Here is a 20505-nt window from a genome sequence, read left to right on the forward strand (position 1 = left end):
GACCTGCATCGGCGCAGAGCCGGACCGCGCGGCGGGCGGGAATCCACCGCAGCGGATTGGGCTTTGGCAAGGCCATGCTGCTGTGGGCAACGGCGAGTTCGAGGACGCCGAGGCCTGGATCACGGTCCATCGCCCGGCCAAGAGCAACGGGGCGGCGATCGTGATCTGTCCCGGCGGCGGCTATGGCGGACTGGTCACCGGCGCCGAAGGGCACGGCATCGCCGACTGGCTCAATCGGCACGGTGTCACGGGCGTGGTGCTCGAATATCGTCTGCCGGCCGGCCGGTCGTATGTGCCGCTGCTCGACGCCCAGCGGGCCCTGCGCACCGTTCGCGCCAATGCGAAGGACTGGTCCGTCGATCCGGCGCGCATCGGCATCATGGGTTTTTCGGCGGGCGGCCATCTCGCGTCCACGGCGGGAACGCACTTCGACGACGGCGACCCGGCGGCCGCCGACGCCATCGACCGCGTCAGTTGCCGGCCCGATTTTATGATCCTCATCTATCCTGTGATCGTGATGGGCGAGAAGACGCACCAGGGTTCCAAGAACAACCTGTTGGGCAAAGATCCGTCGCCGAAGCTCGTCGAGTTGTTCTCCAACGAGAAACAGGTTACGGCGCGCACTCCGCCGACGTTCTTGGCGCATGCTCTGGACGACAAACCGGTGCCGCCCGAAAACAGCAAAGCGTTCTACGAGGCGCTCCAGGCGCACCAGGTCCCGGCGCGGTATCTCGAACTGCCGTCTGGCGGCCACGGCCTGAACGGTTACACGGGGCCCATGTGGGACAGGTGGCAAGAGCAATCGCTGGCCTGGCTGGCCGAAATGAAGTTCATTCCCGCGGACGACGCGTCGCGAAAATAAGGCCCGCGACGCTAATCCGGTAACTTCTTGCCCACCACGGTCGCGTACTCGACGACCGTGAGTGCTCCGACAATCCCGTAGGGCTCGAAAAACGAATGCTCGCTCCGCCGTTGCCGACGCTCCCGCGGCAGCGTGCAAGCCGCGGCGTGCCGTGCTGCTCCGGGGAATCGCCTGGCCGACGCGGGCTTTCGTAAATCGAGGGCTGGGGAAACAGTTCGTCGTGGTGCCGCCGCAGGTCGGCGGTGAAGCCCGACTCGTCGAAGCTCAAAACTTCTTGCCGGCGCAATGGGCGCGGACGGTGGCCAGGTCGGCCGGGGCGTAAAACCCCGCCCGCGATTGCTCTTGGCCGAGCAGCACCACGTCGCCGCGGCCCTGCTTCAGCGCCAGGTTGAGGATGGTCGTCAAAGCCAGCGGGCCGTAAAGACGGTCTTCGGTGATGAAATCGCGAAAGGCGCAGAACGCTTCCAGCACGCGGGCCTTGGTCAAATAGGCGGGCACGTGCGTCTCGAAGTTGTACGCCGGCAGCTCGAACCGCGCCGGCAGATCGGCGGTGTTGGTCGCCCTCCGGGTAGCTTAGCAGCAAGACGGGAAAAGCGGACACTCTGCTCGCCTTCGAAGCCGAAGGTCGCTAAACTAATCTGATCCAGGTCGAGCAGAATAGCAGTCCTTGACCCGGACGCGGCGCCAGATGGCGGAGCGAAGGCCGCGGAGCCGGAGGGAGAACCGGTAGGCCGAGAAGCGAGGTTTGATGCGAAGCGGAACCGGAAAAACCCGGAAAAGGAACCCGGAAAAGGGGATAAGAGATAAGTCCCAGATTAGACCCATTAAATAATGGGACTTATCCCCTTTTCCGGGTCCAGCGTTTACCTGTTCGCTACCGATCCCGAAAAGCTGCGGGGAGACTTGGCACGCGACCCTGCGCTGGTGGCCGAGATTGCTGCCCGCGCCAGTCGCCACGGCGTGGACGTCGACGAGATTCAGGATCTCTGTGGCCGCGTGAGCGAAGTTCGATCGCTTTCCTGGCCGGCAGGCGCCGACATGCTCTCCGTCAACGCGTTTATGTGGATGACGCCGGCGCGCGGGCGGACGCCAAGACAGAGCTTGGCTCTACCGCGATGCACATCGCCGCGGGCGGCGGCAATGTGGAGGGCCTGGAAGTGCTTCATCGGCTCGGTCTGCCGATCGACGCCAGAGACAACGGTGGTTCGACGCCGTTATTGGACGCCATCGAGTGCCACCAAGCGGAAGCCGCCGAATGGTTGCTTAAGCGCGGCGCGGACGTCAATGCCCGCGATAAGGACGGATGGACAAGCCTGCACAACGCGTATGCGACGAGCCTCGATTACGAGGAAGACGGCATTCCTTCCCCTTTAATCGCGGTCCTCGAAAAGTACGGCGCCGACCCGACGCTCAAAGACGACGAAGGGCGCACGCCAAGAGATTTTCCCATTCGCTAGCGTCTGCTCCCCTCGCAGGCAGAAAGAGCCCCGACGGACCGTGCAAATCCTCTCGCCGAAACAATCGTCCTTTCAAGCTGGGTCACGGCCCAGGGCGCCAGGGCACAGAATCCTGGCCCAAGGTCTTTGACGATTTGATTCACGCGGCAAACCCGCTCCAGCCGAAGCCGTCTCCGGCGAAGCGAGAGCTAACGGCGGTTTCGAGGCACGCGCGTGGAAGCCGCCGGCACCGCGCGCCGCCAGCCTTTCCACCAAGACGGTGGTTGCGGAGGCGATTTCCGCAAGCGCGCGGCAAATCGTGCAAAGGCGGGCGTTGCTTGCGGTTGGCGTGAGGCGTCCCCAGAGATTGAAGTGTATAATGTCCGGGCATGGCGAACCCAATTCTTGTGAGCACCGGCAGTTCGAAGTTGCGACTGGGCCTGATCGGCTGCGGCGTGGTGGGACGCCGGCATGCGGGACAACTGCGCGGCGACAGCCGTGTGGAACTGGTCGTGTGTTGCGATCCGGCGATTCAGGCTGCGCGCGGCCTGCGCGACGAATTCGCTCCGCAAGCCGCCGTCGAGACCGACGCCTTTCGCGCCCTGGCCGAGCACCGCTTGCAGGCCGTCGTCATCGGATCTCCCACGCAAATGCACTACGAGCATTGCTGCCGCGCCTTCGACCTGGGTCTGGCCGTGCTCTGCGAGAAGCCCCTGGCAGCCCGGCGGGAAGAGATCGTCGATCTCATCGACCGCAGCCGCGGCAAGGGCCATTTTCTGATGGTCGGCTACCAGAGGCGGTATCGCGCGCCTTACGCCACGGCCCGGCGTGAGCTGACCGAGCGGGCCGAGTGGTACGGTCCGCTGAAGCAGGTCCACGTCTATGTGTGCGAGCGTTGGCAGCAGACGATCCGGGGCACGTGGCGTGACGACCCGCAGGTGGGCGCCGGCTATTTCGGCGATGCCGGCAGCCACCAGATTGATATCGTCAACTTCATCACCGGCCGGCGGCCGGTGAAGGTTTTCGCCGCGAGCGAGCAACGTGGCAGCCAGGTGGAAATTACGACCCAGGTGATGGGCCGGCTCGACGGCGGCGCGGGACTGCTCGCCCATTTCGTCGGCGACGCCAACCATTGGCGCGAAGACATCTACTTCCACTGCCGCGACGGCGACCTGCTGCTGCGGAGCGAGAAGCTCTATCGGGCAAAATCGAACCATACCGAACAGATCTTCGATTTGCTGCCAGACAGTTCGCCCGACCGGGCCTTTGCCGATTGGCTGCTCGACGGCAAGCCGATGGTCTCGCCGCCCGAAATCGCGTTGCCCATGCACGATTGGACCGCCGCGGTGTTGAAATCGGCCAAAGAGGGAAGCTGGGTCGAAGTGGAACCGGCCGTTCCCGCTTGACCCGCCGGGCGGAACTGCGGTATAAGTTGCGGCCCCTTCTGGACGGAGCCCTCATGAGCGACACGACGTTGCCTGCCAGCAGTCCGATTTCAGTCCGCGACTTTCTGGTTAAACAACGAGTTACGATTTCGTTGATTGTCTTCTCGGCGCTGATCGCGAAGGACATGATCACCGGCACGCGCCCGCACGACACGGGCAATTTTCACGATCCGGCGGCCATGACCGGGCTGGTCGCCGTGCTCGTCGGCCTGGCAATTCGCTCCTGGGCGGCGGGCGTGATCAATAAGAGCAAAGTGCTGGCCACGACCGGTCCCTACCGGCTGTGCCGCCACCCGCTCTACCTGGGTTCGCTGTTGATGATGTTCGGGTTTTGCGTGCTGGTGGGCAGCCTGCTCGACGTGTGCGTGGTGTTTGGGCCGGTGCTCGGCATCTATCTGCTGACGATGCAACGAGAGGAGCGACGTTTGGCCGTGCGGCACGGTGCAGCCTGGGCCGAATATGTTGCCGTGGCGCCGCAATTCTTTCCCTACCGGCCGGTGATCGACTGGCGGAGCGAGTGGTCGCTGGCCCAGTGGCTGAACAACCGCGAGTACAAGGCGGCGCTCACCGCCACGACCGCCCTGTTGCTGCTGCACCTCTGGCGATTGCTGTAGCTCACGCCGCCAGCGACAACACCCGCTCACCCAGCACGTCCCAGTTGAACCGCCGGCGCAGCTCCGCCTGGTCGATGGCGCATCGGCCGGCGGCGGCCATCTGCCGATAGGCCTCGTCGAGCGTGGCCGCATCGCAGGGATCGAAGTAAAACACGCCGGCGCTTTCCAACTCGGCCAGCGAGCTGTTGTAGCTGGCGAGCACCGGCGATTCGTGCAGCAGCGAATCGAGCACGGGAAAGCCAAAGCCCTCATACAGCGACGGGTAAACCGTACACGTCACCTCGCGATACAGCCGGCATAGCTCCGCATCGGAGACCATGCCCAAGAATTTCACGCGGCTAAAACGCGGATGATCGTGGACCGCCTGCGGACCGTCCCAAAGCCAACCTTCGGGTCCGGCCCACCACAGCTCAAAATCGTCGGGCAGCACGCCGGTGTTCAGAAACCAGTCGAGCAGGAAGTCGCCGTTCTTGCGTGGCTCGCGCGTGCCGACGATCAGCATGACGTTCGGCCGCCGCACGACAGGCCCGGCATGCGCGTGTTCCGCCAGGCATTGGCTTGGGCCGGGATAAGCAACCTCAATATCGCGTTCGTCGACGGCGCTCAGCCAGGCGGCATCGGCCTTGGTGCAGTGCGAAATGGCCAGCACTTTCTCGCACAGAGCGGTGGCCGTGATTTGCCGATGGAAGCCCTCGCGCAAGCCGGCCGTGTGCGACCACGGCACAATCAGCGGCGTGAAATCATAGAAGATGCCGATCTCGCGGCCGAACCGCCGCTCGGCCGGACGGGTCCAGGTGTAGATGCCCGTGTGCCGCTGGGCTTGCGACTCGTCGTAGGTCCGCTTTGGCCGCCGGCAGAGATCGACCACCCAATCGGTCAAGTTTGCGCTCGGCTCGGTCACTTCGCCCAAGCCGATTTCGATTTCCTGGCCGCGCATCAGGTCGCGATTCAGCTCGTGTACGAGTTGGGTCCGAGGATCGAGAAAGGTCGTCAGCCGTAGCGGAGCCAGCCGGTTGAGGGCCTGCACCAGGCGGCAGGAAAAGCGGCCGATACCCGTCAGCTTCGGCACCAGCAGCGGAAACACTTCCAGGTAGATCGGCGCCGTCATCAGGCTGCCTCGCGATAGACGTGGTCGCTGCTGCCGTCGGTCGAAACGCTCGCCAAGGCGTCGCGCAACCGCGGCCAGACGGCGTCGGCGCTGGCCCAATTTTGCATGCGAGCGCGGGCCTGGGCGGCAAGCTGCTGATAGGCTTCGGGCTCGCTCTTGGCAAGCTGATACGCCGCGGCGATTTGATCGCGCAGCGACGACCAGACAATGCGGTGCCAGCTTGTGTGCAGCCGGCCGCTCTCGTCGTCGGGCCACGGGCAAGGCTCGGGATGCGACTCGACGACCAGCCCCACCCAGGCGTCGAAATAGTCGGCCATCGCCGTGTTGGCCGGAGCGATGCCCGGCCGGCCGGCGGCCAGATGGTCCTGCAGCGGCAGGCAGGCGCCTTCGGCCCGCGAGGCATTCAGATAGAAGGCGCTGCCGCGCACTAACTCCAGCATCTGCGCATCGCTGAGATATTCCGTCACCAGCACGATCCGTGCCCGATGCGGCAGGCCGAGCTTGTTGTAAAAGGCGAGCAGTTCGCGGACGGGAGCCGCATAACTGACCGCCAGCTTGAGCACCAGAGTGGCGTCGTCGCGGTCGCCCACGGCCAACAGGAACGCGGTGATCAGATCCTGCCAGTTCTTGCGTTTGTCGTCGGGATTGAGGATCGCTGTGTACACGACGCCCGACAACTCAATTCGGCTGGCCGCGATGGGCAGTTCGGTCTCGCCCTCGCGCCAGGCCCGCTTGCCGGCGTTCTTGGCGGCCACCAGGGCCTTGCTCAGTCGCAGCGGCAAGAGCGGCTTGATTCCGTCGACCCAGGCCCGCCGGGCCAGCGACCGGACAAAGTTTTTCAAGCGAAAGCCGGTCGAGTCGGGACCGGGCCGCGACTCAGGGTCGGCCACACGGACCGGCGGCACTTCGGGCTGCGTGAGCACGTAAGCCGGGCAAGCCAGCGGCACGGACTGCCCGCGTCGCCAGTCGGGCAGTTCAAAGTAGGCGGGCGAAACGGGCACCGGCACCAAGCGCACCGGCGTCTTCACTCCGGCGCGGGCCAACGCGGCGGCCGTGAAATGGCTGGCCGTCAAGATCAGCGAGGCGCGGTTGGCAATTCGCACCCAATTGTTCCGCGGGTTCTCTTTGTAATCGGTGGCCGGAACATCGGGAAACTCCCAAAACGGAAACACGACATTGGGAGCGTTGCGGCTCAGATAGACGTCGCTGAACGGGCGAAAGCTGAGACTGACCGCTTGCTGGCCGCGTTTCGCCAGCCGGCGGATGGCGAAATCGACCTGGCTTTCGGGCCGCACGATCCGCGTCACCTCGCCGTGCAGCTCCAGCAGCGGCAGAAACGCGCGCAGCACAAACTCATAGGAGTATCCGGTCTCGCCCAGGTCGGTGCTGAACGACTTTCCGCGGGCCAGCGAATTGACGATCAGCGCCGTCCGCCGCGGCGCAGCTTGCTCGGTCATGGTCGTGTTTCACGGATTACGAAGCGGCAATCGGCGCGGTAAGTTAGATGAACGCGCTGATGCGGTCAATGGGAATGACCTGTATTCAGGCCGAAGCGCCGGGCGGCGGAGCGAGATGGATTTCCGGAATGCGGTCGGGCACGATCTCGATCTGTGGAAACTCTTCCTGGCTGGCCACCACTTCGGCGAAGCACTCGTCCATCTGGGCCAGAAAACGATCGACGTCGAGGCCCATGTGGTGCGGACGGTAATGCGCCAGATAGCCGTGACTGCCGTAATAGAGCTTCTTGGCCCCGCGAATGTTGCCGTTGCCGAAGTGGTGCAACGCCACCGCCGCCTGGATCAGCCCTTGCAAAAACTTCCGCGACGGGCCGGCCTCGTCTTTCCACATCTCTTCCCAGGCCTCGTGGCTCTCGAAGAAATCGCAGTTGTTGAAATACTCGATGCCGGCCAGGTAACGCGGATCGTACTCAGACATAGGCACTAACGGCGCGACGACAGGGCCAGCACGATCCGCAGAAGGTAGTAGAACAGCAGGGCCACCGAGGCGAACAGCGCCAACGCGGCCGCCACATGCTGGCCGATGCGGTAGTGGTGCAGCACGTTCGAGGTGTCGTAAAGAATGTAACCGCTGGCCAGGACGATCATGGCCGCGCTGAACCAAATGCCTAAGGCGAACTGCGGAAAAATGACGCCGACCACGATGGCGCCCAGCCCCACCAGGCCGCCCAGCCACAACGCGCTGCGCAGGAACGAAAAATCGCGGCCGGTCAAAAAAACGATGGCCGTCAGGCCGGTGAAGATCACCAGCGTCGCCGCTCCGGCGGTGGGAATGATTTGCTCATCGAACCGCTTGGCGATGTACAACAGCGGCAGAAAGAGCACCGCTTCGGCCGCCACGTAAAGGCCCAGGCCCAGGTATTGCGTCGAGGCCGAGACTGCCGAGCGGGCCCATTTCTCGGCGAAGTACGAAACGAACATGAACGCGCCCAGCACCGCCAGCCAACCGTAGCGCGAGGCCGAAAGCAAGGCCATGTATCGTTCCGACAGGCCGGGCACATTCAGCAGCACCGCCTCCAGGCCCGTGAAGGCAAACACCGCACCGGCCAGGTGCAGGTAGGTCTTGCGGATGAAATCGGCCCGTTCATTCTCCGCCGCCTGAGCGGCAATCGTGAAGATCGGTGCGCGATAGGGGTTTTCGGCGTAGCTCATGGTAAGGGCCTTTAGTGAAAAGTGGGTTGGGGGCGCGCCTGTAAGGAACCTTGTCCTTGAACCCTATCCTTTTGCAGGGGGGCAGTCAAGCCTTGACACATCGCCAGCCACTTCTGAAAATCGACTTCTCCCCCTTTGCCGCCGCACCTGACCATCATGCCGACTGGGTCGAAGACCGTTGCCGCTGCGCCAGCCAAACGTCATGCCGCCCGTGTGGCCAGGCTGTTGGCAAAGACCTATCCGGCCGCCAAGTGCGCCTTGGACTTCCGCTCGCCGCTGGAACTGCTCATCGCCACGATTCTCTCGGCCCAATGCACCGACGTGCGGGTGAACATCGTCACCAAGGACCTGTTCCGCAAATACCGCTCGGCGGCCGATTACGCCAACGCCAACCCCGGAGAGTTGGAGAGCGAAATCAAGAGCACGGGCTTCTTCCGCAGCAAAACCAAGAGCATTCAGGCCGCCTGCCGCACGCTGGCCGAGGAGCATGGCGGCGAGGTGCCGAAGGATATCGAGAGCCTGGTCAAGCTGCCCGGCGTGGGACGCAAGACCGCCAACGTCGTGTTGGGCACGGCCTTCGGCATCGCGTCGGGTGTGGTGGTCGATACGCACGTGCTTCGCGTGAGCAAGCGGCTGGGGCTGACCAAGCACAAGGAGCCTGAAAAAATCGAGCGCGACTTGATGGCCGTCTTGCCGCGCAAAGAGTGGGTCGATTTCAGCCATCGAGTCATCCACCACGGTCGGCGGATCTGCACGGCGCGGCGGCCGAAATGCGACGTTTGCACCTTGAACAAAGTCTGTCCTCGTGTGGGAGTGGAGAGCTAAGGATGATTTTGTCGGGCCGCGAGATTCTCCGTCAGCTTGGAGGCGACGTCGTCATCGAGCCGTTCAGCGAAAGCCAGTTGAACCCCAACAGCTACAACCTGACGCTGCACGACGAACTGATGACCTATGAAGAGCTCGTGCTCGACATGCGGAAGGCCAACCGCGTGCGCCGCATCACGATTCCGCCGGAGGGCCTGGTGCTCAATCCGCACCAGCTTTATCTGGGCCGCACGATCGAGCGTACCGAGACGCGCAACCTGGTGCCGATGATCGAGGGCCGCTCGTCGATCGGCCGGTTGGGGTTGTTCGTCCACGTGACGGCGGGCTTCGGCGACGTCGGCTTCTGCGGCTATTGGACGCTGGAAATGTTCGCTGTGCAGCCCGTGCGGATCTATGCGGGCGTTTCCATCTGCCAGATCTTCTATCACCAGATTTGCGGCGAATTCGTCGAGTATTGCAGCGACAAGTATCAGCACAACCGCGACATTCAGCCGAGTCTGTTGTTCAAAGAGCTGTCGCCGGAGGGCGAGCCCGACCCGCAACTGCAGCTTAACTTCGGCATCGAAAGGTCGAGAGGGTAGGCCATGCGACGGCGCACGATGATTACTGGCCTTGCCGATTTTGGATTTTGGATTTTGGATTTTGGATTCAGTTCCAATCCAAAATCCAAAATCCAAAATCCAAAATTGCGCAAGCTCCCGGATTTGACCCTACGTTGGTTTGTCATACCGGCGTTGCTCTTCGCCGTTGGTTGTGCCCCGTCGCCGCAGCAGACGGCCAAGAACAGCATCGAACAGCTTGGCGGCAAAACGCGCAGCGACAAGGGGCAGGTGGTCAAGGCCGATCTGCGCAAGAGCCGCGCCACCGACAACGACCTGGCCGTCTTGCGGCAGTTCCCGGCGCTCGACCGCCTCTCGCTGCCGCCGGGCATCACCGATGCCGGCCTGCGGCAGTTGGAAGGCCTGCCCAACCTGACCAGCCTCGACCTGCAGAACACGCAAGTCTCCGACGAAGGGCTGGCCGTGCTGAAAACGATGCCCAAGCTGGCTCAACTCTACATTCACGGCAGCCGCATCACGGCCCAAGGCGCCGAGTCGTTGCAGGCAACCTTGCCCAAGTTGACCATCGAGAAGTTTCCCGTGGCGCCGCTCGGCCCCGACTTTCATTGATTATGGCATCCACAGCAGACGACGCCGACGAGGCCCCGCCGGCCGACGGCGGATTGTCTCTCGACGATCTGAATGCCGCTTTCGCCGAAATGTTGTCGAGCGGGCAGGATCCGTACTCCGAGCCGGTGCCCGTTGGCGACCGCGACGCGGAGTCGCCGGACGCAGCGCCGCTCGGACTCCTTTCCGGGCCGGACGAAGCCGACGCTCGCTGCGAGATCACGCCGCGGAGCATTTTGGAGGCGATGCTGTTTGTCGGGGGTGGGGAAAACCAGCCGCTTGGCAGCGAGCGGGCAGCCGGGCTTATGCGCGGCGTGCGGTCGGCCGAGATCGACGATCTGGTGCGCGAGTTGAACGAACGCTACGACGCCGACGGCTGCCCCTACCGAATTGAAAGCCAAAGCGATGGTTATCGGCTGGCGTTGCGTCCGGAGTACGGACCGCTCCGCGACAAGGTTCTGAACCGCACTCGTCAGGCGCGGCTCTCGGCGGCGGCGGTGGAGGTGCTCTCGATCGTTGCTTACAACGGCCCGCAAACGGCGGAAGAAGTGGCCCGGCTGCGGGGCCGGCCCAGCGGCGCCATTCTGTCGCAGCTCGTCCGCCGCCAACTTCTACGTGTGGAGCGAGAGCCGGAGGCGCCGCGTGTGGCACGGTATGCGACGACGCCACGGTTCCTGACCCTGCTCGGGCTGGAGAGCCTCGACGATCTGCCCCGCAGCCAAGAGGCGGAGCCGCGCTAGCGCCCTGCTCGGGACGACGTTGGGACCGGCTTGTACCCCACCGCGCTCTTTTCCGGTAAGCTAGCCACTTGACCCGCGGGACCGATCGTCGGGACGGAATCCGACAATGGCTGTGGGGGAAGCCATGACAAACGCCAAGGAGGATGGGCTTCTGAGCCCGTCGCGCCGAAGGGTAACGGCCTGGGAAGGCCATCCTCCCTGCGCGCCGTTCCAGGGGCGATCTTGAGGATAGCGCTGATGGCTGCGAAGAAACGAACGAAGAAGGCCGCCCCGCCGCCGGCCGACCCGCGCGAACCGGCTCCGCCGACGGGCAAGCCTGGTGGGCCAGAAGAACCAGCAACGGCGCGGTCGGACGCGCCGAGCGCGGAAACCCCGGAACCGCGGTTTCCTGTGGTCGGCATCGGCGCGTCGGCCGGCGGGCTCGAAGCGCTCACGCAGCTCTTGCAGGCGATGAGCCCCGACAGCGGCATGGCGTTCGTCTTCGTCTCGCACCTCGATCCGGAACACAAAAGTGCCCTCGGAGAAATCCTATCGCGGGTGACCGCCATGCCCGTCCGCGAGGCTGACGACGGACTGGCCATCGAGCCCAACCACGTCTACGTCATGCCGCCCAACCGGGACATGATCCTCCGCCGAGGAGCGCTTCGCCTGACGCCGCGCGTGGCGACCCACCTGCCGCAAATGCCCGTCGATACCTTCCTGCGATCGCTGGCCCGCGACCGCGCGAACGGCGCAATCGGCGTGGTGCTGTCGGGCACCGGCACGGACGGGACGCTGGGCCTGAAGGAGATCCGCGAAGCCGGTGGGTTCGCCTTCGCCCAGGACGAGACGGCCGCGTTCGGCGGCATGCCGCGCAGCGCCGTGGCGGCCGGCGTCGTCGATGCCGCCTTGCCGCCCGCCAAGATCGCGGCGGAGTTGCTCCGGATCTCCAAGCAGCCGCTGGTGCTCCCTGTTCCGGAAGCTGCCGCGCCAGAGGGCGGGCCAGGCGAAGAGGCTTTCTACCAAATCCTCCGCTTGCTCAGTGCCACCACCGGCGTCGACGTGGTGCATTACAAGCACTCGACCCTCCGCCGCCGCATCGAGCGCCGCATGGTCTTGCGGGGGCTGAAGACGCTGGGCGAGTATCTGGAGTGCCTGCGCGACGACGTGGCCGAACAGAAGCGACTGTTTGAGGAAGTGCTCATTCCGGTGACCAGTTTTTTCCGCGACCCTGAAACGTTCGAGGCCCTCAAGACGAGCGTCTTGCCTCGGCTGATGGCGCGGCGGCCGGCCCAGGCGCCGTTTCGCGTTTGGGTGCCGGGCTGCGCCACTGGCGAGGAGGCCTATTCCATCGCGATCTGTCTGCTGGAGTATCTGGCCGCTACGGAATCGCCGCTGCCGATCAAGATCTTCGCCACCGACGTCAGCGAGCGCGCCATCGAGGCCGCACGGACCGGCGTTTACGGCGAGGGGATCGCAACCGAGGTCTCGGCCGAGCGCCTGCAGCGTTACTTTCTCAAGACCGACCGGGGTTTTGAAGTCAGCAAGGCCGTGCGCGACCTGTGCGTCTTCGCCCGACAGGATGTGACCAAGGATCCGCCGTTTTCGCAGCTCGATCTCGTCACCTGCCGCAACGTGCTGATCTACCTGGGATCCGTCCTGCAAGACCACGTGTTGCCGATCTTGCACTATGCTCTCCATCCGGGAGGCGTTCTCGTGCTGGGCAGCTCGGAAACGGTGGGCCGCTATACCGACCTGTTCGAAGCGATCGACAAGAAACGCAAGTTTTACCAGCGCACTGCGACGCCCAGCCGGCTGACGTTTGAGTACACGCCCAGAACGCCGGCGCGGGCGCCGATGGTCCGCGAGGGCCCGGCGGAGCACGGCCGCGGCTTGCCGGACGTCTACCGCGAGGCCGACCGCGTGGTCCTGGCCGACTACGCCCCGACCGGGGTCCTGCTGGACGAGAACTTTCGCATCCTGCAGTATCGCGGCGACACCGGGAATTTCCTCAAGCCGGCGCCAGGCCCGCCCACCACCGAACTGTTGCTGATGGTCCGCGAGGGTCTGCTCGGCGACCTGCACGAAACGCTCCATCGCGCCTGGCGAGAGAACGCGCCGGCACGCAAGGAAGGCGTGCGCGTGAAGACCAACGACCACTTCACCGACATCGACCTGCACGTGATCCCGATCGCCGACCCGGTCTCGGCCGTGCGCTACTTCGTGGTGCTGTTTGCCGACCGGGCGGAAGCGGCCGTGCCGCGGCCGCGCAAGCCGCCGACCCCCGAGGAGGAGTCGGAGAAAGACCGCGAAATCAGCCGCCTGAACCACGATCTCACCGCGACGAAGGCCTACCTGCAATCGCTGATCGAGCAAAAAGAGGCCTCCAACGAAGAATTGCGCGCCTCGAACGAAGAAGTCGTCAGCGCCAACGAAGAGCTGCAAAGCACCAATGAAGAGCTGACAACCGCCAAGGAAGAGCTGCAGGCCACCAACGAGGAGCTGACGACCGTCAACGACGAGCTGCAAAGCCGCGTCCGCACCACCAACGAGCTGGCCGACGACCTGGTCAACCTGATCGAAACGACCCGCATTCCGATCGTGGTGCTGGGGCCCGACCTGTGCGTCCGCCGTTTCACACCCGCCGCGCGGACGGTGATGAACCTACGGCCCGGCGACGTGGGCCGGCCGTTCTTGGAACTGAAGACGAAAATCAACGTGCCCGACCTGGAACCGCTCGTCCAGGAGGTGATCGACACGCTGGAGATCAAGCAGCGCGAGGTGGCCGACGAGAGTGGCGCCTGGCACAAGCTCTACGTGCGGCCCTATAAGACGCTGGACCACAAGCTCGGCGGCGTGGTGTTGATGCTGATCGACATCGACGTGCTCAAGCGGCGGGAGCAGGAAATCGAGGAGTCGCGCGACTACGCCGTCAGCATCGTCGAGACGGTGCGCGAACCGCTGCTCGTGCTCGACGGCGAGCTGCGCGTGCGGACGTGCAACCGGGCCTTCTACGAGGGCTTCCATGTCTCGCCCGCCGACACCGAGGGCCGGCTGATCTACGAGCTGGGGGGCGGCGAGTGGGACATCCCGCGCTTGCGGACCTTGCTGGAAGAGATTCTGCCGCAGAACCATCACTTGGAGAACTTCGAGGTAGAACACGATTTCCCCGGAATCGGGCGGCGGACCATCTTTCTCAACGCGCACCGCCTCGTGCAGGGCAAAGAGAACCGGGAGCAGCTCATTCTGCTGGCCATCGAGGACGCCACGGCACGCAAACGTGCCGAGCGGCTGCGCAAGGAGACGGAGGACCGCTTGCGGAGCATGGTCGATACCGCGGTGGACGCCATCATCACCATCGACGCGCGGGGAACCATCAACTCCCTCAACGCGGCCACCGAGCGGATGTTCGGCTACCAGGCCGGCGAGATGATCGGGCAAAACGTGAGAATGCTGATGCCGCCCCCCTATCGCGACGAGCACGACGGCTACCTGACGCACTATCAACAGACCGGTGAGAGGCACATCATCGGCATCGGCCGCGAAGTGCATGGCCGCCGCAAGAACGGTTCCGTCTTCCCGGCCGACCTGGCCGTCAGCGAGTTCGAAGACCAGGGGCGGCGCATGTTTACCGGCGTGCTGCGCGACCTGAGCGCCCGCAAGGACCTGGAGCGAGAGGTGCTGGAAGTGGCGACCATGGAGCAACAGCGCATCGGGCAGGAGCTGCACGACACCTCGGCCCAGGAGCTGACCGCGCTGGGACTGCTGGCCGACAGCCTGGTGGGGACCATGAACGAAGGACCGCCGGCCGAGTCCCGCATCGCGACCAAGATCGCCGAAGGACTCAGGCGCGTGCTCGGCCAGGTGCGGACCATTTCCCGCGGCCTGATCCGGGTGGAAGTCGACGCCGAAGGGCTGATGGCGGCCCTCACCGAGCTTGCCGCTCAGACCACGGAACTGCGCGGAGTGACGTGTACGTTCGACTGCAAACAACCGGTGCGCGTGGCGGATAACCATACGGCCACGCAGCTCTACTCCATTGCCCGCGAGGCCGTCACCAACGCGCTGAAGCACGCTCAGGCCCGCAACATCACCATCCACCTGGAAGGAGACGATCAATCGGTCACGCTGCGCGTGCGGGACGACGGCGTCGGGCTGCCGAAACCCCCGCTCGACACCAAGGGAATGGGCCTGAAGATCATGCGTTACCGTGCCGGGCTGATCGACGCTCATTTGTCGGTCGGTCCGGCGGATGGATCCGGCACGGTGGTCGTCTGTACCTGCAACAAGGGCGCTCCTTATGGCCGGAGCTAGAAGCACGGCGACTAAGCCGCCCGCCAAGGTCGTGATTGTCGACGATCATCCGGCCGTCCGCGAGGCGCTGGCCATCCGCATCGCCAGCGAAAGCGACCTGGAGGTGTGCGGCGAGGCGGCCGATTACGCCGAAGCCGTCAAGCTCGTCGCCGCTACCCATCCCGACGTCGCGGTGATCGACCTGGGGCTGAAGTCGGGCAGCGGCATCGACCTGATCGAAAGGCTCAAGACATCGCACGAGAAACTGCTGATGCTTGTCTGGTCGATGTACAGCGAAGAGCTGTACGCCGAGCGCGCCCTGCGGGCCGGGGCACGCGGGTACATCAATAAAGAGCAAGCCACCAGTCAGATCATCGAAGCCATCCGCCAGGTGCTGCAGGGCAGGGTTTTTCTTAGCCCGGCCATGACCGAGAAACTGCTCGAGCGGCAGGTCGGCGCCGCAGGCAAGGACGCAGGCCGCTCGCCGATCGAATCGCTCTCGAACCGCGAGCTCGACGTTTTCCGTTTGATCGGGCAGGGGGTGAAAACTGCGGATATTGCCGGGCGGTTGCACCTCAGCGTCAAAACGGTCGAGACCTATCGCGACCGACTGCGCAAGAAGCTCGGGCTGACGCATGGTACGGAACTTGCGCACCGCGCCACGCAATGGGTGCTGGAAAATCTATGAGCGAAAAGGAGGATGGCCTTCCCAGGCCGTCCCGTCTTGACCACCGCATTCACCATTCAGGGTTGCCGGGAGCGGAATGACAACTCGTGTCAGGGTTTCCCTTACACCATTTGTCGTAGCAGTCCCGACTGTCGCCGGCGTTCGTGCTGTGGCAGACTAGGTTCCTTGCCCCGTTGGCAAGCCTGTTACGCTCCCACGACCTGGATCTGAAAAAGGAGGAACACGAACCATGTCGATGCTCACGCGACCGGTAGGATAAGGAACGCAACGATGTTCACACAGCTTCTCGTCGCCGATTCCGACACGTTCGTGCTCGACCGCTGTCGGCGCTACTTTGGCAATCGCGGCTACCAGGTGGAGCTGGCCGCAGACGGCCTGGAATGTCTCGACGCTCTGCACCGTGTTCCGCCCGACATTCTGGTGCTGGAGCAGGAACTGCTTTGGGGAGGGGGCGAGGGCGTGCTGGCTTGCCTGCGCGAAGACCATTTCCGCTGGCCGGAGAGCGTGATTGTGACCAGCAATGAACCCGCCGGTGCCCCGTCGCGCCCGTTCGAGCCACCGGTCAAGGCGGTGCTGCAAAGGCCCTTCAGCCTGGCGGCACTTTTCGAGACGGTCCGCCGGGCACAGTACGGCGATACGCAACTCGCCGCGCGCTTCCTGCGGCATGCTCAGGAGCTGGCGGCGCTCGAACGACACCGGCGTAAATGGGGTCCGGCCTTCGAGCCGCCGCGGTTTCGCGGCTTCGCGTAACCATCCACAAATCGTTGATAGTTCGGTAGGACCATGCCGGAGGATGGCCTTTCTAGGCCGTCCCGTGCGGACCCAGACGGCCTAGGAAGGCCATCCTCCAGTTGACTGCGTTTCCATTTCACCGCCCGCGATGCCCCGCATTCTGCTACTCGAAGACGACCTCGACACGCAAGCCAACCTGCGCGACATTCTGGAGCTCGACGGCTACCAGGTCGATGCCGCGGGCGCGATGCGCGAGGCCGCCGAGGGCGCGGATTGGAGGACGTATCAGGCCATCATTATGGACCGTCACCTGGTAGACGGTTTTGCCGACGAGCTGCTCCCCAGGGTCCGCACGCTGGCGCCTCAGGCGGCGGTGATCCTGGTAACCGGCTATCCCGATCTCGACAGCACGATTTCGGCGCTGCGTCATGGCGCCGTCGACTACATCCTCAAGCCGGTGAACGTCGATGCCCTGCGGGCCAGCCTGGCGCGCATCGCCGACCTGGCGGCCTCCGAGCAGCGTGCCCGACAGGCCGAGCGATTGGCGGCCGTCGGCCAAATGATCGCTGCCGTGAGCCATGAAGCCCGCAACGCCTTGCAATTGACTTGGGCAAACCTGGAGATGCTGGCCGAAGAGGTAGCCGGGCAAGATGAGCCGATGAGACTCGTCCATCGCATCTTTGAGATTCAAGACGGACTCACAACGCTGCTCGACGATCTTCGTTCTTCGGTGGCCCCGCTGGTCATCAAACCGCAACGGGCCGACCTCGCCGCAACGGTCCGCAAAGCACACGACGAAGTGCGGGCGGTGGCGAAACAGAAGAGCATCCGATTGCGCGAGGAGTTTGCCGACGATCAAGGGCCGCGCTGCGATTTCGACGCCTTTCGCATCGGCCAGGTATTTCGCAACCTGTTCGAGAACTCGCTGGCCGCTTGCCCGACGCCGGCGGTGGTGAGCGTGCGATATGAGAGCGGCGAGATCGACGGCCGCTCGGCGGTGCGCGTCACCGTGCGCGACAACGGCCCCGGACTGAATGACGAGCAAAAGCTGAGAATCTTCGAGCCGTTTTACACCACCAAACACAAAGGGACCGGGCTAGGCATGGCCATCGCCAAGCGGATTATGGAGGCGCACCAGGGCGACATTTCGCTCGGCAACGGCGACGCGGGAGGAGCGGAGTTCGTTCTCACCCTGCCGAGGTCTTCGCATTGAACCGGGATTGCCTGCCACACAGCCCTACGGCGATGGGCTCGCCGGCAGCACGATCGCGGGCCGCGTGCTGCCGCGTATCACGTGCTCGGCGGTCGTGCCGAACAGATACGGGTCGATCTTGCCGCGCAGGCCAAACTTGCCCATCACGATCGCGTCGGCCTTGAGTTCTTCGGCTTTCTTGATGATTTCGAGGAAGGGCGTTCCCTCGACGACGATCGTCATGACTTCGATGCCCGAACCGGCCGGCGCTTGATAATCGGCCAGCGCTCGTTCGGCACGGGCACGCATCACGTCCAGCACTTCTTCGCGTGCGGCCAGCTCGTGGGCCACGGCGAAGTCGACGTGACGCCGATCCATGACGTGCAAGAGCATGACGACGGGCTCCTTGCCCGACACGAGGTCGATCGCGTAATCGAATGCGCTCCGCGAGGCGGGCGAGAAATCGACCGGTATCAATAAGGGCCGGAAGGAATCGAGGACCAAATGGAAACCATCAACAAGACCTTGTTTGACTCTTTGATGCGATACGGCGGCTGGCCCTGCGTATCGTTTTACCTGCCCGTGCATGCGGGCGGATTCGAAGGGCAAGCCGGTCGCGTTCGCCTGAAGAATCTCGTGATTGAGGCCGAAGAGCGATTGACGGCCCGTGGCATTCGTCCGGTCGAGGCGCGCGATTTCGTGGCGTCGGCCCGTGAACTGGTCGATCGCGACGATTTCTGGAAAAACCAAACCAAGGGCCTGGCGGTATTTGTTTCTCCGGAGGCGACGCAGTCGTTTTGGCTGCCGACGACCGTGCCTGAGCTGGCGGTGGTCAACTCGCGGTTCCATATTGCGCCGCTGCTCCCGTTGGTCGAACAGGAATGCGACTTTTACATTCTCACCGTCAGTGAAAACCATGTGCGGTTGTTGAAGGCCGATCGCTGGCAGGCTGGTGAAGCGGCGGTACCGAAGCTGCCAGGCAGTGCCGCGGAAGCATTGCACTACGATCACCCCACGGACACGCGGCAGTTTCACACCGCCGTGTTGGGCCGCCACATGAGCAAGCTCAGCGCCTATCACGGCAGCGCGGATTTGTTTGAGCAGGAAAAGAACGAACTGCTGGAATACTTCCGGGCAATCGACCATGCGCTTCACCCCTTGTTGCGCGGAGGGCGCGTCCCGCTGGTGTTCATCGGCGTCGATTATCTCTTTCCGATCTTCCGGGCGGCCAATTCCTATCCCCATTTGGCCGAAGCCCACATTCCTTGACAACCAGTGATTCCTCGGATTGGGTGGTTTTAGCCATGATCTTTCTCCTTTGCTTTTCTCGCGATAGACGCGGTGAAACGTTTTTCAACTTGGATCGTACTCCCGATCCCAGCCTTGGCTATAACGAAGATGCGTCGTGACGTCGTGACGGTCGCAAAGGGTATGCCGTCCCCACGTTCGTGCCCCTGGCCCGCGAAGCCATTGCCGTAGAGCCGCAAAGAAATGAAAGCGTTCTGCGAGCCAGGAGCAGCCGCCGAAGGTTTGTCACGCCGTCTCACGGGGCGCCGATCCAACCAACTGTTCCAGAGAGCACACATCGCGTGCGAGCTCGCACGTTCTCGCGAGCATCGACGCCGGGGCAGGCTGCATTCCTCGTTTGCAGTGGCGTATCATGCCGCCGAGACACGCGCGCGTAGACGGTACACGGCTTGCTACGATGCCGAGCCACTGAGAAATGGCGCGCTACTGTATCCGAGTGCATGAACGAGGTGCAGGGCCATATCCTATTGGTCGTTACGGCCATCGAACCTGAGAGAAGGGGACTACGAATGAGCCAGGCAGAAACGGTTCCGGAAGCCCGTTTACGCAATCCTGCCGATATTCCATTGCAGACGATTGGCGTGGCCACCGATTTCAGCGAAACCGCCGGGTTGGCCTTGAGCTACGGTGCGGCAGTTGTCGGGCAATTTGGCGGGTCGCTGCACGTTTTGCACGTGTTGCACGAGGCGGGTCTCAGCGCGCTCCACCCCGACGACGCTGCCTGCTTCGAGTCGGCCCGCGGCTATTTCAACCAGCCGGAAGAAAACGGCCCTCAGGCAGAGCGTAGCCTCCAAGACTCGGTGCGGAACTTTCTCGAGCGTGTCGAGAGAGGAACCAACGAACGTTTGCAGACGTTGACATCGTCAGCGTTGCTGGCAAACCTGAAGATCGTGACGGCCATCCGCTACGGCAGTCCGGTCGACGAAATCTGCGACTACGTCCGGCAAAATGCCATCGACTTGCTTGTGCTCGGAACGCACGGCCACAGGGGGATCAATCATTTTTTGATCGGCAGCGTGGCGGAACGTGTGGTCCGCGCGAGTCCCTGTCCGGTGTTGACGGTACGACTGCCCAGGTCCTAACCCACTGACGTTTTTCTATTCTGGAGGTAAACAGCGATGCAAAGAATTGCCACATTTGGACTGATATTGGACATGGCAGGCGATGTAGCCGCGTTTGTGAGCGATCCGAGCGGGACGGCCTTCACCGCGTCTCTTGCTGCGCGCGTGGTGCCGGTACTGGCCGCGATTTTCCACCACTTCAGACACGCGATTACCGATGCCGCCGACGAAGAGATGGCGGCGTTCCGCGTCGAAACCATTCGTCGCTAGCGCTAATAGCCAATGATGAAAGTTGTGCTCACTTGGCCCGTCAAGCGTGCGAATGAGCGCAGCTCGACGGACCTGGACTGCCGGTTTGTCGGCATTTGCGGCAGCGTTTCGCGGCGG

Annotated in this window: 21 protein-coding genes; 15 read left to right on the forward strand and 6 right to left on the reverse strand. The window is 63.7% G+C overall.

Annotation, left to right across the window (positions count from 1 at the left end; all coding sequences use genetic code 11):
* Positions 1-862 (forward strand): alpha/beta hydrolase (locus tag VNH11_01880; GenBank protein ID HVA45110.1); only part of this gene is annotated, 862 nt, incomplete at its 5' end.
* 264 nt (positions 863-1126) lie between these two features.
* Here the strand turns inward: VNH11_01880 and VNH11_01885 are convergent.
* Positions 1127-1360 (reverse strand): hypothetical protein, encoded by a 234-nt coding sequence (locus VNH11_01885; protein HVA45111.1) that lies wholly within the window; start codon positions 1358-1360, stop codon positions 1127-1129.
* 563 nt (positions 1361-1923) lie between these two features.
* Here VNH11_01885 and VNH11_01890 point away from each other — a divergent pair.
* The 3 genes from VNH11_01890 to VNH11_01900 all read left to right on the forward strand — a co-directional run bounded on the left by VNH11_01890 (position 1924) and on the right by VNH11_01900 (position 4357).
* The gene (locus VNH11_01890; protein ID HVA45112.1) at positions 1924-2319 is read left to right on the forward strand and encodes an ankyrin repeat domain-containing protein; all 396 of its coding nucleotides are present in this window, start codon (positions 1924-1926) and stop codon (positions 2317-2319) included.
* 368 nt (positions 2320-2687) lie between these two features.
* The gene (locus VNH11_01895; protein HVA45113.1) at positions 2688-3704 is read left to right on the forward strand and encodes a Gfo/Idh/MocA family oxidoreductase; all 1017 of its coding nucleotides are present in this window, start codon (positions 2688-2690) and stop codon (positions 3702-3704) included.
* Positions 3705-3757: 53 nt separating this feature from the next.
* Positions 3758-4357, forward strand: coding sequence for an isoprenylcysteine carboxylmethyltransferase family protein (locus VNH11_01900; protein HVA45114.1), 600 nt, complete (start codon positions 3758-3760; stop codon positions 4355-4357).
* Position 4358: 1 nt separating this feature from the next.
* Here VNH11_01900 and VNH11_01905 read toward each other — a convergent pair whose 3' ends face one another.
* The 4 genes from VNH11_01905 to VNH11_01920 form a co-directional block, all read right to left on the reverse strand.
* Positions 4359-5465, reverse strand: a complete 1107-nt coding sequence (locus VNH11_01905) for a glycosyltransferase (protein HVA45115.1) — start codon at positions 5463-5465, stop codon at positions 4359-4361.
* The gene (locus tag VNH11_01910) at positions 5465-6922 is read right to left on the reverse strand and encodes a glycosyltransferase (protein HVA45116.1); all 1458 of its coding nucleotides are present in this window, start codon (positions 6920-6922) and stop codon (positions 5465-5467) included. The genes VNH11_01905 and VNH11_01910 overlap by 1 nt, the downstream gene beginning before the upstream one ends.
* Before the next feature lie 85 nt (positions 6923-7007).
* A complete protein-coding gene (locus tag VNH11_01915; GenBank protein ID HVA45117.1) occupies positions 7008-7400 on the reverse strand; it encodes a DUF309 domain-containing protein in 393 nt (130 codons plus the stop codon).
* Between the two features lie 5 nt (positions 7401-7405).
* Positions 7406-8134, reverse strand: a complete 729-nt coding sequence (locus VNH11_01920; GenBank protein HVA45118.1) for a Bax inhibitor-1 family protein — start codon at positions 8132-8134, stop codon at positions 7406-7408.
* Between the two features lie 156 nt (positions 8135-8290).
* Between VNH11_01920 and nth the strand changes: the two genes are divergently transcribed.
* The 8 genes from nth to VNH11_01960 all read left to right on the forward strand — a co-directional run bounded on the left by nth (position 8291) and on the right by VNH11_01960 (position 17770).
* Positions 8291-8959 carry an endonuclease III gene (gene nth, locus VNH11_01925; GenBank protein HVA45119.1) on the forward strand — a complete coding sequence of 223 codons (669 nt, stop codon included), beginning with the start codon at positions 8291-8293 and terminating at the stop codon, positions 8957-8959.
* Positions 8960-8961: 2 nt separating this feature from the next.
* Positions 8962-9540: a dCTP deaminase gene (gene dcd / locus VNH11_01930; protein HVA45120.1), complete on the forward strand. Its 579-nt coding sequence runs from the start codon at positions 8962-8964 to the stop codon at positions 9538-9540.
* Positions 9541-9543: 3 nt separating this feature from the next.
* The gene (locus VNH11_01935; GenBank protein ID HVA45121.1) at positions 9544-10128 is read left to right on the forward strand and encodes a hypothetical protein; all 585 of its coding nucleotides are present in this window, start codon (positions 9544-9546) and stop codon (positions 10126-10128) included.
* A 2-nt stretch (positions 10129-10130) separates the two neighbouring features.
* On the forward strand, positions 10131-10865 hold the full coding sequence (locus VNH11_01940; protein HVA45122.1) for an SMC-Scp complex subunit ScpB: 735 nt from the start codon (positions 10131-10133) through the stop codon (positions 10863-10865).
* Between the two features lie 237 nt (positions 10866-11102).
* Complete coding sequence (locus VNH11_01945; protein HVA45123.1) at positions 11103-15158, forward strand: chemotaxis protein CheB; 4056 nt, start codon at positions 11103-11105, stop codon at positions 15156-15158.
* Positions 15145-15825: a response regulator transcription factor gene (locus tag VNH11_01950; GenBank protein HVA45124.1), complete on the forward strand. Its 681-nt coding sequence runs from the start codon at positions 15145-15147 to the stop codon at positions 15823-15825. Before VNH11_01945 ends, VNH11_01950 begins: the two co-directional genes overlap by 14 nt.
* Before the next feature lie 270 nt (positions 15826-16095).
* A complete protein-coding gene (locus VNH11_01955) occupies positions 16096-16575 on the forward strand; it encodes a hypothetical protein (protein ID HVA45125.1) in 480 nt (159 codons plus the stop codon).
* A gap of 130 nt (positions 16576-16705) precedes the next feature.
* On the forward strand, positions 16706-17770 hold the full coding sequence (locus VNH11_01960) for a hybrid sensor histidine kinase/response regulator (protein HVA45126.1): 1065 nt from the start codon (positions 16706-16708) through the stop codon (positions 17768-17770).
* 24 nt (positions 17771-17794) lie between these two features.
* On the opposite strand, the gene VNH11_01965 is transcribed toward VNH11_01960, so the two are convergent.
* Complete coding sequence (locus tag VNH11_01965) at positions 17795-18253, reverse strand: universal stress protein (protein HVA45127.1); 459 nt, start codon at positions 18251-18253, stop codon at positions 17795-17797.
* Here VNH11_01965 and VNH11_01970 point away from each other — a divergent pair, their 5' ends adjacent.
* The 3 genes from VNH11_01970 to VNH11_01980 all read left to right on the forward strand — a co-directional run bounded on the left by VNH11_01970 (position 18254) and on the right by VNH11_01980 (position 20388).
* Positions 18254-19018, forward strand: coding sequence for a hypothetical protein (locus VNH11_01970; protein ID HVA45128.1), 765 nt, complete (start codon positions 18254-18256; stop codon positions 19016-19018).
* A 548-nt stretch (positions 19019-19566) separates the two neighbouring features.
* On the forward strand, positions 19567-20139 hold the full coding sequence (locus VNH11_01975; protein ID HVA45129.1) for a universal stress protein: 573 nt from the start codon (positions 19567-19569) through the stop codon (positions 20137-20139).
* A gap of 36 nt (positions 20140-20175) precedes the next feature.
* On the forward strand, positions 20176-20388 hold the full coding sequence (locus VNH11_01980) for a hypothetical protein (protein HVA45130.1): 213 nt from the start codon (positions 20176-20178) through the stop codon (positions 20386-20388).
* The last annotated feature ends 117 nt before the right edge of the window (positions 20389-20505 follow it).

It is taken from the genome of Pirellulales bacterium (assembly GCA_035533075.1).
In the GTDB taxonomy this organism is placed as follows: domain Bacteria; phylum Planctomycetota; class Planctomycetia; order Pirellulales; family JAICIG01; genus DASSFG01.

What these genes read in the sequence shown, in the direction of transcription:
- VNH11_01895 (HVA45113.1), top strand. Translation starts at nt 2,688, where the DNA reads ATGGCGAACCCAATTCTTGTGAGCACCGGCAGTTCGAAGTTGCGACTG.
- VNH11_01900 (HVA45114.1), top strand. Translation starts at nt 3,758, where the DNA reads ATGAGCGACACGACGTTGCCTGCCAGCAGTCCGATTTCAGTCCGCGAC.
- VNH11_01905 (HVA45115.1), bottom strand. Translation starts at nt 5,465, where the DNA reads ATGACGGCGCCGATCTACCTGGAAGTGTTTCCGCTGCTGGTGCCGAAG.
- VNH11_01910 (HVA45116.1), bottom strand. Translation starts at nt 6,922, where the DNA reads ATGACCGAGCAAGCTGCGCCGCGGCGGACGGCGCTGATCGTCAATTCG.
- VNH11_01915 (HVA45117.1), bottom strand. Translation starts at nt 7,400, where the DNA reads ATGTCTGAGTACGATCCGCGTTACCTGGCCGGCATCGAGTATTTCAAC.
- VNH11_01920 (HVA45118.1), bottom strand. Translation starts at nt 8,134, where the DNA reads ATGAGCTACGCCGAAAACCCCTATCGCGCACCGATCTTCACGATTGCC.
- nth (HVA45119.1), top strand. Translation starts at nt 8,291, where the DNA reads ATGCCGACTGGGTCGAAGACCGTTGCCGCTGCGCCAGCCAAACGTCAT.
- dcd (HVA45120.1), top strand. Translation starts at nt 8,962, where the DNA reads ATGATTTTGTCGGGCCGCGAGATTCTCCGTCAGCTTGGAGGCGACGTC.
- VNH11_01935 (HVA45121.1), top strand. Translation starts at nt 9,544, where the DNA reads ATGCGACGGCGCACGATGATTACTGGCCTTGCCGATTTTGGATTTTGG.
- VNH11_01940 (HVA45122.1), top strand. Translation starts at nt 10,131, where the DNA reads ATGGCATCCACAGCAGACGACGCCGACGAGGCCCCGCCGGCCGACGGC.
- VNH11_01945 (HVA45123.1), top strand. Translation starts at nt 11,103, where the DNA reads ATGGCTGCGAAGAAACGAACGAAGAAGGCCGCCCCGCCGCCGGCCGAC.
- VNH11_01950 (HVA45124.1), top strand. Translation starts at nt 15,145, where the DNA reads ATGGCCGGAGCTAGAAGCACGGCGACTAAGCCGCCCGCCAAGGTCGTG.
- VNH11_01955 (HVA45125.1), top strand. Translation starts at nt 16,096, where the DNA reads ATGTTCACACAGCTTCTCGTCGCCGATTCCGACACGTTCGTGCTCGAC.
- VNH11_01960 (HVA45126.1), top strand. Translation starts at nt 16,706, where the DNA reads ATGCCCCGCATTCTGCTACTCGAAGACGACCTCGACACGCAAGCCAAC.
- VNH11_01970 (HVA45128.1), top strand. Translation starts at nt 18,254, where the DNA reads ATGGAAACCATCAACAAGACCTTGTTTGACTCTTTGATGCGATACGGC.
- VNH11_01975 (HVA45129.1), top strand. Translation starts at nt 19,567, where the DNA reads ATGAGCCAGGCAGAAACGGTTCCGGAAGCCCGTTTACGCAATCCTGCC.
- VNH11_01980 (HVA45130.1), top strand. Translation starts at nt 20,176, where the DNA reads ATGCAAAGAATTGCCACATTTGGACTGATATTGGACATGGCAGGCGAT.